The 13,264-nt window shown below is 42.8% G+C and carries 17 protein-coding genes and 1 riboswitch; of the genes, 10 read left to right on the forward strand and 7 right to left on the reverse strand.

Annotated features, from left to right (window positions below; genetic code table 11):
• Positions 1–8: 8 nt before the first annotated feature.
• Positions 9–614 (reverse strand): tRNA 5-(aminomethyl)-2-thiouridylate-methyltransferase MnmM, encoded by a 606-nt coding sequence (mnmM, locus tag DC077_RS00975; protein WP_239990242.1) that lies wholly within the window; start codon positions 612–614, stop codon positions 9–11.
• Positions 615–842: 228 nt separating this feature from the next.
• On the opposite strand from mnmM, the gene panB reads away from it, so the two are divergent.
• From panB to DC077_RS10590, 10 genes are all read left to right on the forward strand, one after another.
• The gene (panB, locus tag DC077_RS00980) at positions 843–1,652 is read left to right on the forward strand and encodes a 3-methyl-2-oxobutanoate hydroxymethyltransferase (RefSeq protein ID WP_109201455.1); all 810 of its coding nucleotides are present in this window, start codon (positions 843–845) and stop codon (positions 1,650–1,652) included.
• Positions 1,653–1,856: 204 nt separating this feature from the next.
• A complete protein-coding gene (panC, locus tag DC077_RS00985; protein ID WP_109201456.1) occupies positions 1,857–2,705 on the forward strand; it encodes a pantoate--beta-alanine ligase in 849 nt (282 codons plus the stop codon).
• Between the two features lie 185 nt (positions 2,706–2,890).
• Positions 2,891–3,931 carry a phosphate ABC transporter substrate-binding protein PstS gene (gene pstS, locus DC077_RS00990; RefSeq protein WP_109201457.1) on the forward strand — a complete coding sequence of 347 codons (1,041 nt, stop codon included), beginning with the start codon at positions 2,891–2,893 and terminating at the stop codon, positions 3,929–3,931.
• A gap of 205 nt (positions 3,932–4,136) precedes the next feature.
• Positions 4,137–5,072, forward strand: a complete 936-nt coding sequence (pstC, locus tag DC077_RS00995; RefSeq protein WP_109201458.1) for a phosphate ABC transporter permease PstC — start codon at positions 4,137–4,139, stop codon at positions 5,070–5,072.
• Between the two features lie 31 nt (positions 5,073–5,103).
• Complete coding sequence (gene pstA / locus DC077_RS01000) at positions 5,104–5,997, forward strand: phosphate ABC transporter permease PstA (protein ID WP_109201542.1); 894 nt, start codon at positions 5,104–5,106, stop codon at positions 5,995–5,997.
• Positions 5,998–6,408: 411 nt separating this feature from the next.
• Complete coding sequence (gene pstB, locus DC077_RS01005; RefSeq protein WP_109201459.1) at positions 6,409–7,245, forward strand: phosphate ABC transporter ATP-binding protein PstB; 837 nt, start codon at positions 6,409–6,411, stop codon at positions 7,243–7,245.
• Between the two features lie 128 nt (positions 7,246–7,373).
• Positions 7,374–8,105: a phosphate signaling complex protein PhoU gene (gene phoU / locus DC077_RS01010; protein ID WP_109201460.1), complete on the forward strand. Its 732-nt coding sequence runs from the start codon at positions 7,374–7,376 to the stop codon at positions 8,103–8,105.
• 322 nt (positions 8,106–8,427) lie between these two features.
• On the forward strand, positions 8,428–8,928 hold the full coding sequence (locus DC077_RS01015; protein ID WP_133243413.1) for a hypothetical protein: 501 nt from the start codon (positions 8,428–8,430) through the stop codon (positions 8,926–8,928).
• 39 nt (positions 8,929–8,967) lie between these two features.
• A riboswitch (PreQ1 riboswitch) is annotated at positions 8,968–9,012 on the forward strand.
• Between the two features lie 5 nt (positions 9,013–9,017).
• Positions 9,018–9,668, forward strand: a complete 651-nt coding sequence (locus DC077_RS01020; protein WP_109201462.1) for a 7-cyano-7-deazaguanine/7-aminomethyl-7-deazaguanine transporter — start codon at positions 9,018–9,020, stop codon at positions 9,666–9,668.
• Positions 9,669–9,684: 16 nt separating this feature from the next.
• On the forward strand, positions 9,685–9,894 hold the full coding sequence (locus DC077_RS10590; RefSeq protein ID WP_133243414.1) for a hypothetical protein: 210 nt from the start codon (positions 9,685–9,687) through the stop codon (positions 9,892–9,894).
• Here DC077_RS10590 and DC077_RS10595 read toward each other — a convergent pair whose 3' ends face one another.
• From DC077_RS10595 to DC077_RS01030, 6 genes are all read right to left on the reverse strand, one after another.
• Entirely contained in the window at positions 9,895–10,083 is a 189-nt protein-coding gene (locus DC077_RS10595; RefSeq protein ID WP_133243415.1) for a hypothetical protein, read from the reverse strand.
• 106 nt (positions 10,084–10,189) lie between these two features.
• Positions 10,190–10,405, reverse strand: coding sequence for a hypothetical protein (locus DC077_RS10600; RefSeq protein ID WP_133243538.1), 216 nt, complete (start codon positions 10,403–10,405; stop codon positions 10,190–10,192).
• 105 nt (positions 10,406–10,510) lie between these two features.
• Entirely contained in the window at positions 10,511–10,732 is a 222-nt protein-coding gene (locus DC077_RS10795; protein WP_133243417.1) for a hypothetical protein, read from the reverse strand.
• A gap of 26 nt (positions 10,733–10,758) precedes the next feature.
• Positions 10,759–10,911 (reverse strand): hypothetical protein, encoded by a 153-nt coding sequence (locus DC077_RS10800; protein WP_157953462.1) that lies wholly within the window; start codon positions 10,909–10,911, stop codon positions 10,759–10,761.
• A gap of 14 nt (positions 10,912–10,925) precedes the next feature.
• Positions 10,926–12,227, reverse strand: a complete 1,302-nt coding sequence (gene phoR, locus DC077_RS01025) for a phosphate regulon sensor histidine kinase PhoR (RefSeq protein ID WP_109201463.1) — start codon at positions 12,225–12,227, stop codon at positions 10,926–10,928.
• 206 nt (positions 12,228–12,433) lie between these two features.
• Positions 12,434–13,129, reverse strand: coding sequence for a response regulator (locus tag DC077_RS01030; protein WP_109201464.1), 696 nt, complete (start codon positions 13,127–13,129; stop codon positions 12,434–12,436).
• Positions 13,130–13,264 lie beyond the last annotated feature (135 nt).

The following is a 13,264-nucleotide window of genomic DNA, read 5'->3' on the forward strand; positions in this document are numbered from 1 at the left end:
TATTTATTCTACTCTATCGGGGCAGCGGGATTATAGGCTCTCTCTATGAGATAGAGGAAGGGAGGATGATTCTTTTGGTTGATAAATTGTTGCCGAAAGACATGATAGTGTTGCTGATCTAAAGTTGAAAGATATTGAGCCAACTGATCTCGCTCCTCTTTTCCCGTCTCATGCCCATGATAGACAGCAATGACCATCATGCCGTAAGGTTTCAGGAGTGAAAGACCTATCTCTACACTCTTTAGTGTGGATTTAGCAACCGTTGTGATCGATTTATCCCCGCGTGGAAGATAGCCGAGATTATAGATAATAAAGTCGATCTTCTCCTCGGGAGCGAGATAATTCTTAAAATAGATATGGCTATCGTGAATTAAGCTGACTTGAGAGGGATCGATCTTCGCCTCTTTGAGCAGCTCTCGGCTTCGCTCAATTGCTTCTGCTTGAATATCAAAGCTATAGAGATGGCCCTTTGCTCCTAGTCGTTGAGCGATCTTAAGGCTATCTTGTCCATTGCCTAAAGTTGCATCAATCACTCTGCTCTCCGGCATTACAAAGCGCTCAATATAGCGATCGATAATGGGATGAATGGAGGTTAAGAATTGGTAACGTTTCATAGAAATAATTATCTACCTGTCACTCTTTGATGAGAGTCTCACTATACTAATTAAAATCGATAACAAATAGGAGTATCATATCATGTTTGTGGGTGCTTATTGAGCAGATAAAGCGAGCTAAAAAGATTACTCTTATAAAGGTTTAAAAATTAGGTTTAAAAATCTGAGTTTATATCTGAGTTGATTGGTGAACGCTTAAACAATTACAAAAGAGAGGAGCGATAAGTGATGGCAAAGAGAAGAATTACAGACCTATTGCAGATGAAAGCAGCATCGGAGAAAATCGCGATGTTAACCTGTTATGAGGCAGGTTTTGCTAAAGAGATGACAAAAGCTGGCGTTGATGCCATCTTAGTGGGCGATTCGTTGGGAATGGTGGTGCAAGGGCATCGCTCTACATTGCCGGTGACATTAGAAGAGATGATCTACCATACGGAGAATATTGTTCGTAGCGACCCCACTGCATTTATTGTTGTCGATCTTCCGTTTGGAACTTATGAAGGAAGTTGTGAAGATGCCTTTCGCGCCGCTTCTGCCTTAATGAAAGCAGGTGCAGAGATGGTCAAACTAGAAGGTGGTGCCGGCATGGCTGAAATTACCAACTTCTTAACAGCAAGAGGAATTCCTGTTTGTGGTCATGTTGGGCTTTTGCCACAATCGGTGCATCTAACGGGCGGTTATCGTGTGCAAGGGCGTGATCTTCAGGTGGCAGCACAATTGATTGAAGATGCTAGAGCTCATCAGAGTGCCGGCGCACAGTTAATGGTGGTAGAGTGTGTTCCAGAAGAGGTTGGAGAGGCGTTAGCGATCGCGCTCGATATTCCTGTCATCGGTATTGGTGCCGGTGCTTTAACCGATGGGCAGGTATTAGTAATGCATGATATGCTCGGTTTAGAAGGGGATGTTACTCCTCGTTTTGTAAAGAACTTTTTAGCGAGTAGTGCTGAGAAGGGAGATTGCTCTATTGACGGCGCATTTAGAGATTATGTTGCCGAAGTTAAGGCAAAAAAATTTCCAGGTAAAGAGCATCTTTTTTAAAGTAATTGTTATTTACTATCTATGGTTATCTGTGATTTTATATGTGATTTCGTTATAGACTCTATTTGAGATCATAAGCTGTAAATCATAGTCATAAACCGTAAATCATAGTCATAAACCGTAAATCATAAGTTATAGAGATTATCGTAGGTTACGGTTGTACAATAATATGATCGGAATCTTAAGATAGTGAGGAGACAGATTGTGAAAATATTAAAAAGTGTGGCGGAAGTACGTCAATGGCGCAAAGAGCATGATGAAGTGGCATTTGTTCCAACAATGGGGAATCTTCATGCTGGGCATCTCTCTTTAGTGGCTGAGGCGAAGCGTCACTCAGAGAATGTTATTGTTTCGATCTTTGTGAATCCCTTACAATTTGGTGAGGGGGAAGATCTCGATAGTTATCCCCGTACTTTGGAGGCAGATAGAGAGAAGTTGGAAGCCGCTGGTGTTTCGGCACTTTTTCTACCTACAGAAGAGATGCTTTATGGTGAAGATGCGCCCTTTTTAGTAGTACCGCCTAAATCTCTTATCGGCGAACTATGTGGTCGAGATCGTCCTGGTCATTTTGAGGGCGTTGCGACTGTTGTTACTAAGTTTTTTAATATTGTTGCGCCAACTTATGCCTGTTTTGGTAAAAAAGATTATCAGCAATTGAAGGTGATCGAAGCGCTTGTGGCGGCACTGAATTTCGATATTAAGATTATTCCAGTAGCTATTGAGCGAGAAGAGAGCGGCTTAGCGCTCTCAAGTCGAAATGGTTATCTCAGTGATGATGAGCGTGCGCAAGCAGTAAAGATCTCTGAAGTCTTAAAGGTATTAAGAGAGAATCTATTAGCACTTGATCCATCGGCGCGTCCTGAAAATTATCATGCCTATGAGAACGAAGCGCGTACGCTCTTAGAGCGAGAGGGTTTTGTTGTTGATTATCTCTCTATTCGTGAGCAAAAGAGTCTACAATTAGCTAAGCAGGCAGATCAGCATCTTGTTGTTTTAGTTGCGGCGAAATGTGGTAAGACAAGGCTTTTAGATAATATTGAGATTAACTATTAAACTCGACATCATATTGAAATGAAGGAAAGGAGATGGATGACATCTCCTTTTTTCTTTTGTTACATTGTTGTCACATACGCTTTGTATACTGTTTTCAGTCGCGGGAGGGACGTAGTTTATTAAGGCCGACCCCCGTCTCCTTAAATCATAAACTTTTAATTTGTACACTTAGGAGAGTTTTTATAATGAAAACAGTAAAGAGCAGTATCGCTAAATTGACAGCAGCAGTTGCATTGGGCGTCGCTATCACTACAACAGGTGCAATGGCACAAAACCCAATCACTGTAACAGGCGCAGGCGCTTCATTCCCCGCACCTGTCTATGCGAAATGGGCCGCTGAGTATGCGAAAGAGACGGGTAATCGAATCAACTATCAATCGATCGGTTCTTCTGCAGGTGTTAAGCAGATCGATGCTGGAACTGTTGATTTTGGTGCAACTGATGCGCCTTTATCAGAAGAGCAGTTAGCAGAGAAGGGCTTGATCCAATTCCCAACAGTTATCGGTGGTGTTGTTCTTGCAATCAATGTTGATGGTATCAAATCGAATGAGCTTGTCTTAGATGGTGAGACATTAGGGGATATCTATCTTGGTAAAATCACGAAGTGGAATGATGAAGCAATTGCAAAATTGAATCCTAATTTACAACTTCCAAATCAAGATATCTCTGTTGTTCGTCGTGCTGATGGATCAGGAACCTCTTTTATCTTTACCGGTTATCTCGCGAAAGTAAATGATGCATGGAAAGATCAAGTTGGTAGCGGTTCAACCGTTAACTGGCCTGTTGGTATCGGCGGTAAGGGGAATGATGGCGTCACTGCCTTTGTTCAACGAATCGAAGGTTCAATCGGTTATGTTGAGTATGCATATGCGAAACAGAATAACTTAAGCTATACAAAATTGATCTCTAAAGATGGTGAGATCGTCAGCCCAGGAATCGATTCCTTCAGCGCCGCTGCAAAAGAGGTGAAGTGGAGTGAGTCATTTGTCCAAGATCTAACGGATAAACCTGGTAAAAATGCATGGCCTTTAGCAGCAACGACCTTTATCCTTCTCCATAAAGAGCAGAATAAACCAGAAGTTGCAAAAGAGATTGTTAATTTCTTTAACTGGGGTTATGGCAAGCAAGGTCAAGAGATCGTAATCGGTCTAGATTATGCACCCCTTCCTGAAAATGTCGTGAAAATCATCGATACTACATTGAAAAATGAGTTGATCATCAAGTAGCTCAAGTAGCTCAAGTAGTTCAAGTAGTTAAATTGCGCATATCTCTTATCGATCGATAAGATGATATGCACAAATGATGATGAGAATGATGAAAAGAGATCATCTTAAGCGATAAATAGAATACCCAATCGATGAGAAGAGACTTCGGTTGGGTTTTCCCATATCTAAAAATTGAGTCATCGAGAATAGTGAAAGAAGAGATTGAATGAAAAGTATTAAAAAACCACAATCGGCTCTGCCAGATCAGATTTTCGCTTTTAGTGTTCGTGCTGCAGCGATCTTTGTCCTGATCCTTTTAACGGGAATTATGCTCTCCCTAATTATTGCATCTATGCCGAGTATCAAGGAGTTTGGCCTCAAATTCCTCTGGACGAAGGAGTGGGATGCCCCGATGGATCAGTTTGGTGCTTTAGTCCCCATTTATGGCACGATTGTGACCTCTGTGATTGCCTTAGTGATTGCCGTGCCGGTTAGCTTCGGTATTGCAATATTTTTAACAGAGTTAGCGCCGCCTTGGTTGCGCCGTCCTATTGGTGTTGCGGTGGAGCTTTTAGCTGCAATCCCCAGTATCGTCTATGGAATGTGGGGGTTATTTGTCTTTGCACCCCTCTTTGCAAAATATTTCCAAAAGCCACTTGAATCCTTTAGTAAAGGGATTCCATTTCTCGATGAGATCTTTAAAGGACCCGCTTTCGGAATCGGTATTTTAACTGCCGGCATTATCCTTGCTATTATGATTATTCCCTATATCGCTTCAGTGATGCGTGATGTCTTTGAGCGAACGCCTCGTATTATGAAGGAATCAGCCTATGGATTAGGGGCAACGACTTGGGAAGTGATCTGGAAAGTGATTCTCCCTTATACGAAAAAAGGGGTTTTCGGGGGCGTGATGCTCGGTTTAGGCCGCGCCCTTGGGGAGACGATGGCGGTCACCTTTGTGATCGGTAATACCTATCAATTTGATAGCTTCTCACTCTTCGCGCCGGGAAATAGTATCACCTCTTCACTTGCAAATGAGTTTGCAGAAGCATCGAGCGAGCTACATACCGCAGCGTTGATGGAGTTAGGTTTACTTCTCTTTATTATCACCTTTATTGTATTAGCGATCTCAAAAATATTTATGAAGCAGGAGCGTGCATAAGATGAATGTAGTCAAGAGCACAGAGAAAAGTATGGGGCAGAATGAGCAGCATCATGAACGACAAGCGGTGCATCTCTCCCGAGTGAAAAAGCAGCAACGACGAAAAGCGGTGAACCAATTTGCGATTGGTCTCTCTCTGGTTGCAATGGCTTTTGGTCTCTTCTGGTTGATCTGGATCTTATGGACCACTGCCACTAAAGGGATGGGGGGAATCTCCTTACAATTTTTTACCGAGATGACGCCACCCCCTAATAGTGAAGGGGGCGGATTGCTCAATGCGATTGTCGGAAGTGGAATCCTAATTTTATGGGCAACAGTGATCGGGACACCATTAGGAATCTTAGCAGGGGTCTATCTTGCCGAATATAATAGTAATGGCAAGCTCTCATCTGTGATTCGCTTTATTAACGATATTCTACTTTCAGCGCCTTCCATTGTTATTGGACTCTTTGTCTATACCGTTGTTGTCGTGCGGATGGGGCATTACTCTGCTATAGCCGGGATCATTGCATTAGCCTTGATTCAGATTCCGATCGTCATTCGGACAACGGAGAATATGTTACTGCTTGTTCCCCATACATTGCGAGAAGCAGCCTATGCCTTAGGAACCCCTAAGTGGAAGATTATCGTACGAATTACCTTAAAATCCTCTCTTTCAGGCATTATGACAGGGATTCTTTTGGCGGTTGCGCGAATTTCCGGGGAGACAGCACCGCTTCTCTTTACGACCTTATCTAATCAATTCTGGAGTACCGATTTGATGGAGCCGATGGCGAGCTTGCCGGTGACAATCTATAACTTTGCAATGACGCCGGATAGTAATCTCCAAGCATTAGCCTGGGCTGGGGTCTTCTTTATCACGATGGCGATCTTAGCACTCAATATTATTGTGCGGATCTTCTTTAAATCTAATAATCGTGATTAGTAGACTTAGCGTGTCAATGAATTAACGCATTGACGAGTTAACAGGTAAATAGGTTGAAAGCAGATAGCACGTTGATACCATTTGAAGTTATCAGCTACTGATCTGCCGGACACCGCTCCATATCGCGCTTCTTATAGAACCACCTATAGAAGCACCTATAAAACCACTTATAAGAAGTGCGGTAGAGGCATCATAAAAGAGTAATAAAGTGAATTTGTTACACTCCTGTTACATAGCAAACTTATAATAGCTCGACCTTTAGCAGATAGGCTGTAATAAAGTGTCTAAAATAGACAACAGTAGACAACAGCTGGCAACAAAAAGATAGGTAGATAGCGCTTAGAGCGTTGCCCAAGTGCCGAAATTGATGTGAAAGGTCAGTGAATCTCTTAATAGATGTAGGAAGATAGAATGAATTTAGAAGCTAAACAGAATATCGAATCTCACGATGCGTTTGCAGCAGCGACAGTCAAGCCTGCTGTAAAAGAGGAGCATACCGCAAAAATTAGCGTACGGAATCTTAACTTTTATTACCATAAATTCCATGCGTTACATGATATTACCCTCGATATTCCAGCAAACCAAGTGACGGCATTTATCGGCCCTTCTGGTTGTGGTAAATCGACATTGCTTCGTACCTTCAATAAGATGTTCGAACTCTATCCGGAGCAGCGTGCTGAAGGGGAGATTCTGATTAATGGGGAGAATATCTTAACCTCAAAGCAGGATGTTGCGCTTTTACGTGCGAATGTGGGCATGGTGTTTCAAAAGCCGACACCTTTCCCGATGTCGATCTACGATAATATCGCCTTTGGCGTTAAACTCTTTGAAAATCTCTCAAGAGCCGATATGGATGCGCGAGTAGAGTGGGCCTTAACCAAAGCGGCACTCTGGTCGGAGACAAAGGATAAACTTCATGAGCATGGGACCAATCTTTCGGGTGGGCAACAGCAGCGGTTGAGTATCGCTCGTGCAATTGCTATTCGTCCTGAGATACTCCTAATGGATGAACCCTGTTCCGCACTCGATCCAATCTCAACAGGCAAGATTGAAGAGTTAATCTTTGAGCTTAAAGAGGATTACACCATTGTGATGGTAACCCATAATATGCAGCAAGCGGCGCGTTGTTCCGATAAGACTGCCTTTATGTATCTTGGGGATCTTATTGAGTTTGATGATACTGATACTATCTTCACCAAGCCTAATCATAAGCAGACGGAAGATTATATTACCGGGCGTTATGGTTAGTTGAGAGATATTTTGGGAATGGTTTTGAAGCAGTTGCGAAGACTATTTTCATCAATATTTTCATCGATATTTTTGTCAATATTTTTCGTAAACAGTTTGAGAAGAGTTTAGTGAGGGAAGGGTAAGGCATGAAAAAGTTAGATTTTACGAGCCATATCTCAGCACAATTTAATGCTGAGTTAGAGCGTTCAATGAGTAAAGTTCTGGAGATGGGTGGCCTAACAGAGCGCCAAATTCGAGATTCCATCAAGGCGATGACTCATCGTGATGAGGCATTAGCACGCGCAATTATAGAGCGTGATGAAGTGATCAATGAGTTAGAGGTGGAGATTAATGAGCTCTGCATTATGATCATCGCTAAGCGACAACCAACGGCGAGCGATCTTCGTCTCTTGATTGTAATCATTAAGACTATTGCAGAGTTAGAGCGTATTGCTGATACAGCCCGAAATATTGCTAAAATGGCCAATATCACACCGGCACCTGAGCATCTCGATGCGATTACGGTCTCTTTAGAATCTTTAGCGATTCGTAGTCTCAATTTCTTTGAGAAGGTTTTAGATGCTTTTGCCCGAATGGATCTTGAAATGGTACTGACGATCTATCCGGAAGATGACAAGATCGATAGTGAATATGAGAATATTATCCGTCAATTGATGACCTACATGATGGAAGATCCACGATCGATCCCTTCAATCTTAAAAGCGATGAATTGTGCGCGTTCTTTAGAGCGAATTGGGGATCGTTGCCAAAATATTTGTGAGTTTATTATCTACTTTGTAAAAGGCGTTGATATTCGAGTTCAAAAGAATGAGCGATTGCAAGAGCTCCTCGATCAGCGTGATCGTAAAGCGCTTTAATCATCGCTAGCTCTCTCTGTAGGCCTTAAGCCTCCAATATGGCAAGGAAGTGCTAACAATGAGGATTCAAAAAAGCGATAACAAATAGAGAGACAATAAGAATGGGAAGAGGATCAGCTCAAATAGGGCTGATCCTTTTTTTAGATAAGAAGATAGCAGATTGCAAGAGAGGTTACTTAGATCATAAATATGGAACAATTTCAGTGACAAAGCATCTATATTGACGAATAATAGGGCGTTTTTTAGTGATTCTTATTTTCTCTATTCCCTCTATGAGCTCTATTGATGAGCATTGATGCCGATAAGTCGGCTTAGGAGTATTATGCTTTCTGTTTTTCAATCTATTAGGATGTTTAAAAAATCATTATCTCGCACTGTTGCTCTTCTCGCTATCGCAGGAGCTTCACTTATCTCGCCGATCGCTTCAGCGCAGACGGTGCCGATTGAGAACTTTAAAACTTGTCTTTTAGAGAATACCTCAGAGGTTGATCAGGTAGAGTTAGCACAATGGGTCTATTTGGCGATCTCAGCGCATCCGCATTTAACCGCCTATACAGCGATTACTCCAGCAGAGCGTCGTCTTGCAAACCAGCGTGTTGCTCGACTCTATGAGCGCCTTGTGACACAAGATTGTAAAATTGCTTTGGCAATGTTAGTTGTTACAGATCAAGTTGAAGCGGGGGTTGAGGCAGGATTTAGTGCTTTAGGAGAAGTTGCGATGCTCTCTCTTTTAGAGGATGAGAGTGTGCTTGAGAGTATTGAGGAGTATGTTCAATATCTCGATGTTGAAAAATTTACAGAACTCTTCAATATCGATAATTAGAGTTGCTGTTTGGCGTAATTCCGTTAGAATGATCGCCTTTCGTTCGTGGTTCGCAATCCTCCCACATAAAAAAACTAAGGAATATATCGATGATTCAATATAACTTTACGCCAGAGCAACGGCAGCGTGCGCTCTATATCCTCTCCTTTTTTCATATTCTGATTATTGCCTCAAGTAACTATCTTGTGCAGTTGCCTTTTACCATTTTTGGTTTTCATACCACTTGGGGGGCATTTACTTTTCCCTTTATCTTTCTTACAACTGATCTAACGATTCGAATTTTTGGTGCTTCATTAGCGCGCAGAATCATTTTTGTCGTGATGATTCCGGCATTGATCATCTCTTATCTGCTCTCAGTTCTCTTCTTTAAAGGGTTATGGGTAGGCTGGGAATCACTAGCGACCTTCAATCTCTTTGTGGCTCGTATTGCATTGGCAAGTTTCTCTGCTTATCTTGTTGGTCAATTGATCGATATTACGGTCTTTAATTATCTTCGCCAAAATCAACGTTGGTGGGTGGCGCCGAGTGCAGCAGCTGTTGTGGGGAATCTAATCGATACTTTAGTCTTCTTCAGTATCGCTTTCTATCAGAGTGATGATGCCTTTATGGCAGAGAATTGGCCAGAAATCGCGATGGTCGATTATTTCTTTAAGATTGTTATCTCTGCTATTTTCTTCCTTCCGCTATATGGAATATTGCTTAACTATCTTTTAAGAAAATTGGCAGCATTTAAAGGTTAAAAGCTCATTCTAACGGATGAAATTAAAGTGCCGGCAATCGAGATCACACTCATTGCCGGTAACTCAACAGATCTTCTTACTTCAATTATTCATTCTTAAGAGAGTTCTTGGAGCGGCGGGAACCGACTATTTCGTTTTTTTCACCGGTGCATGCCCGCCGGTTGGCATCTTCGATGCCGGGAAAGTTATTGCCATTTACAATGCACTTATCGGCAATTGCCGGTGATTAAGAATTGCCATCTGCCGGCGCGTAATCTTTGGAAGAACGTGATAGTAAGGACCGGCAGCGTTCAGCTTCTGTTTGTATTATTTTCAATAAGAAGGGCAGTGGAGCGGCGGGAATCGACCATTTCGTTTTTTTCACCGGTGCATGCCCGCCGGTTGGCATCTTCGATGCCGGGAAAGTTATTGCCATTTACAATGCACTTATCGGTAATTGCCGGTGATTAAGAATCGCCAACTGCCGGCGCGTAATTTATGGAAGAGCGAGATAGTGGTCTCCGGTAACTCAACAGATCTTCTTATTTCCATGATTCATTCTTAAGAGAATTCTTGGAGCGGCGGGAACCGACTATTTCGTTTTTTTCGCCGGTGCATGCCCGCCAAATGGCATCTTCGATGCCGGGAAAGTTATTACTATTCGCAATGCACTTATCGGCAATTGCCGGTGATTGAGAATCGCCAACTGCCGGCGCGTAATTTATGGAAGAGCGAGATAGTGAGGACCGGCAACTCATGAGCTTTTCTTATCTCAATAAATCCTTCATTTTACCGGTGATTGAGAATCGCCAACTGCCGGCGCGTAATTTATGGAAGAGCGCGATAATGAGGACCGGCAGCGTTCAGCTTCTGTTTGTATTATTTTCAATAAGAATGGCAGTGGAGCGACGGGAATCGATCATTTCGTTTTTTTCACCGGTGCATGCCCGCCGGTTGGCATCTTCGATGCCGGGAAAGTTATTGCCATTTACAATGCACTTATCGGTAATTGCCGGTGATTGAGAATTGCCAACTGCCGGCGCGTAATTTATGGAAGAGCGAGATAGTGAGGACCGGCAACTCATGAGCTTTTCTTATCTCAATAAATCCCTCATTTTACCGGTGATTGAGAACCGCCAACTGCCGGCGCGTAATCTTTGGAAGAATCTGATAGTAAGGACCGGCAGCGTTCAGCTTCTGTTTGTATTATTTTCAATAAGAAGGGCAGTGGAGCGGTGGGAATCGACCATTTCGTTTTTTTCACCGGTGCATGCCCGTCTAATCGGTAAGCGCTTCACTATTGAGATGGAAAGAGAAGCAACTTCCTTTACCAACTTCACTTCTGATCTCAAGTTGACTGTCATGATTGTTAAGCGCATGTTTAACAATGGCTAAACCTAAACCACTGCCTCCCGATTGATCCCGATTACGAGAGGAGTCGACACGATAGAAGCGCTCAGTCAACTTATGGAGATGCATCGGCGGAATTCCTTTACCTTTATCACAGAGCTCAAAAAGAATCCGATTCTGCTCTCTCTTTAATGTGAGATGAATCGGAGTATGAGGCGGATTATGCTCAATTGCATTGTAAAAGAGATTCAAAATCACCTGCTTGAGCTGATCACTACTGCCGATAACTTCTAAGTTCGGGGTAATCTCTGCTGTAATATAATCGCGAGATTCAGGATGCTGCTGATAATAATCATCAAGCATCGCTATTGTTAATTGAGAGAGCGGTACTACCTCAGCTTGATCCCATTTTGCCCCTGTCTCTAAACGGGTTAATGCCATTAATTGGATAACTAGAGAGTGTAATCTCTCTGCCTGCTCTTCAATCCGATCTAGTGCTTTTGCCTCAAAGCTCTCTTGCTCCGATTCAGGAAGATTGCTCTGTAACATCTCTACATAACCTTTGATCACTGTTAAAGGAACGCGAAGCTCATGATTGACATTGGCAAAGAAAGTTTGTCGTGTACGCTCCGCCATCTCACGATCGGTAATATCACGCGCAATAATAAGGAGGTTATTCTCAATGTAGGGGTAGTAAAAACGGCATTCGAGCTCGCGCTGATCAAGCTTAAGATGGAACGGCTCGCTATAATCGCCCGCTTTAAAATACTCTAAAATCTCCGGGGTGCGAATTAGATTGAAGATCGATTGCCGCTCATCTTGTGGCCATCGTAATTTTAGCATCGCCTCCGCTTGTGGATTGCACCAATTAAGGCGCCCCTCTTTATCACATAAAATGGTCGCATCAGGCATTGCTTCAGCCCCTTTACGGAAATAACGAATAAAGTCGAGTAATCGATTGCGCTCTTTTCGCTGCTCTATGCGCATTCGGTGAAGGCCGTGGAAGATAGGGAGCCAGCTACTCTTACCTTCAGGCGGGTAGAAATTATGATCGATCCAGATCCAGCGCGAGAGTCGATAGAGCTGTCGATAGTGCCAAAGCAGAAGGAGAAGGGTTGCTAGAAAGAGCCATAAAAAGAGGGAGCCAAAGAAGAAAGAGAGCACTATCGCCGGCAGATAGAGCAGAAAGAGCTCTAAGAGAAACTGTTTGGGGGAGAGGTGACCTAACATACTTTAAGGCTCCTAAGGTAAATCCTAATATTGATAAGTTGGTAACTCTTGAGTAAGTCCTGGTAAGTCTCTATCTTGCGATCTGATATTTGCGATCGCATTTTTGGAGGGCTTTATTTAAAGACTTATTAAATGGCAAGCTAAGAGCCCATCATAACGGATCGATGTGGGCTTCTCCTAGCTAAATTTAGGGTGATTTTCATAGATTAGAGCGGGGGAGAGAAGCGATAGCCTTCACCACGAACAGTCTGGAGAAGTTTATTATGACCTGAGGGTTCCAATATTTTGCGTAATCGGCCGATGGTCACATCGACGGTTCTCTCATCGACATAGCTATCGATTCCCCAAACATGATCGAGAAGCTGATCGCGGCTATAGACTCGGTCAATATGGGTAATAAAGAAGGCGAGCAGGCGAAATTCAATTGCGCTGAGATTGATAAGCTCACCATTAATAGTGATGCGTTGTGCGTCAAGATCGAGTTCGATGCCGGCAACTTCACGAATCTCATTCTCCTCCTCAACATACTCATCGATCCGGCGTAAAAGTGAATTGATTCGAGAGAGTAGCTCTTTCATGGCAAAAGGTTTAGGAAGATAATCATCTGCGCCAGAATCAAGCCCGACAACACGATCTTCCAATTCTGCGCGAGCACTTAGCATAATAACGGGAATGTGACGGTTTTTACGACTTGCTTTTAGTTCTTTGAGCAGATCGATCCCCGATTTTTGTGGCATCATCCAGTCGAGGAGAATAAGATCGATTTTAGGGTTTTGCGTTAAGATCGATTTTGCTTCCTCTCCATCAAAAGCTTGGATTACTTCAAATCCCTGGCTTGAAAGGAAGTGTTCAATCATCTCTGATATAGGAATTTCGTCTTCAACGATAAGAATTTTTTTCATATTGACCAATATCTACCACTGTTTGTACTATTTTAACTAGTTGTCTCATCAAAGTTTCATCAAGGCTACTTTACCGATCGGTCGATCCCTATTTTGTGTCTATAGCAGATCAATGTTACGAATCGATATCTCGAT

It is taken from the genome of Ignatzschineria cameli, assembly GCF_003121895.1.
GTDB lineage: Bacteria > Pseudomonadota > Gammaproteobacteria > Cardiobacteriales > Wohlfahrtiimonadaceae > Ignatzschineria > Ignatzschineria cameli.

Excerpts from the sequence above, each read along its gene's own strand:
- panB (WP_109201455.1), top strand. The coding sequence starts at position 843 with ATGGCAAAGAGAAGAATTACAGACCTATTGCAGATGAAAGCAGCATCG.
- DC077_RS10595 (WP_133243415.1), bottom strand. The coding sequence starts at position 10,083 with ATGGCAATAACTTTCCCGGCATCGAAGATGCCAACCGGCGGGCATGCA.
- DC077_RS10600 (WP_133243538.1), bottom strand. The coding sequence starts at position 10,405 with ATGAGTTGCCGGTCCTCACTATCTCGCTCTTCCATAAATTACGCGCCG.
- phoU (WP_109201460.1), top strand. The coding sequence starts at position 7,374 with ATGAAAAAGTTAGATTTTACGAGCCATATCTCAGCACAATTTAATGCT.
- DC077_RS10590 (WP_133243414.1), top strand. The coding sequence starts at position 9,685 with ATGAAATTAAAGTGCCGGCAATCGAGATCACACTCATTGCCGGTAACT.
- DC077_RS01020 (WP_109201462.1), top strand. The coding sequence starts at position 9,018 with ATGATTCAATATAACTTTACGCCAGAGCAACGGCAGCGTGCGCTCTAT.
- mnmM (WP_239990242.1), bottom strand. The coding sequence starts at position 614 with ATGAAACGTTACCAATTCTTAACCTCCATTCATCCCATTATCGATCGC.
- DC077_RS01015 (WP_133243413.1), top strand. The coding sequence starts at position 8,428 with ATGCTTTCTGTTTTTCAATCTATTAGGATGTTTAAAAAATCATTATCT.
- pstS (WP_109201457.1), top strand. The coding sequence starts at position 2,891 with ATGAAAACAGTAAAGAGCAGTATCGCTAAATTGACAGCAGCAGTTGCA.
- pstB (WP_109201459.1), top strand. The coding sequence starts at position 6,409 with ATGAATTTAGAAGCTAAACAGAATATCGAATCTCACGATGCGTTTGCA.
- DC077_RS10795 (WP_133243417.1), bottom strand. The coding sequence starts at position 10,732 with ATGAGTTGCCGGTCCTCACTATCTCGCTCTTCCATAAATTACGCGCCG.
- pstA (WP_109201542.1), top strand. The coding sequence starts at position 5,104 with ATGGGGCAGAATGAGCAGCATCATGAACGACAAGCGGTGCATCTCTCC.
- phoR (WP_109201463.1), bottom strand. The coding sequence starts at position 12,227 with ATGTTAGGTCACCTCTCCCCCAAACAGTTTCTCTTAGAGCTCTTTCTG.
- pstC (WP_109201458.1), top strand. The coding sequence starts at position 4,137 with ATGAAAAGTATTAAAAAACCACAATCGGCTCTGCCAGATCAGATTTTC.
- DC077_RS01030 (WP_109201464.1), bottom strand. The coding sequence starts at position 13,129 with ATGAAAAAAATTCTTATCGTTGAAGACGAAATTCCTATATCAGAGATG.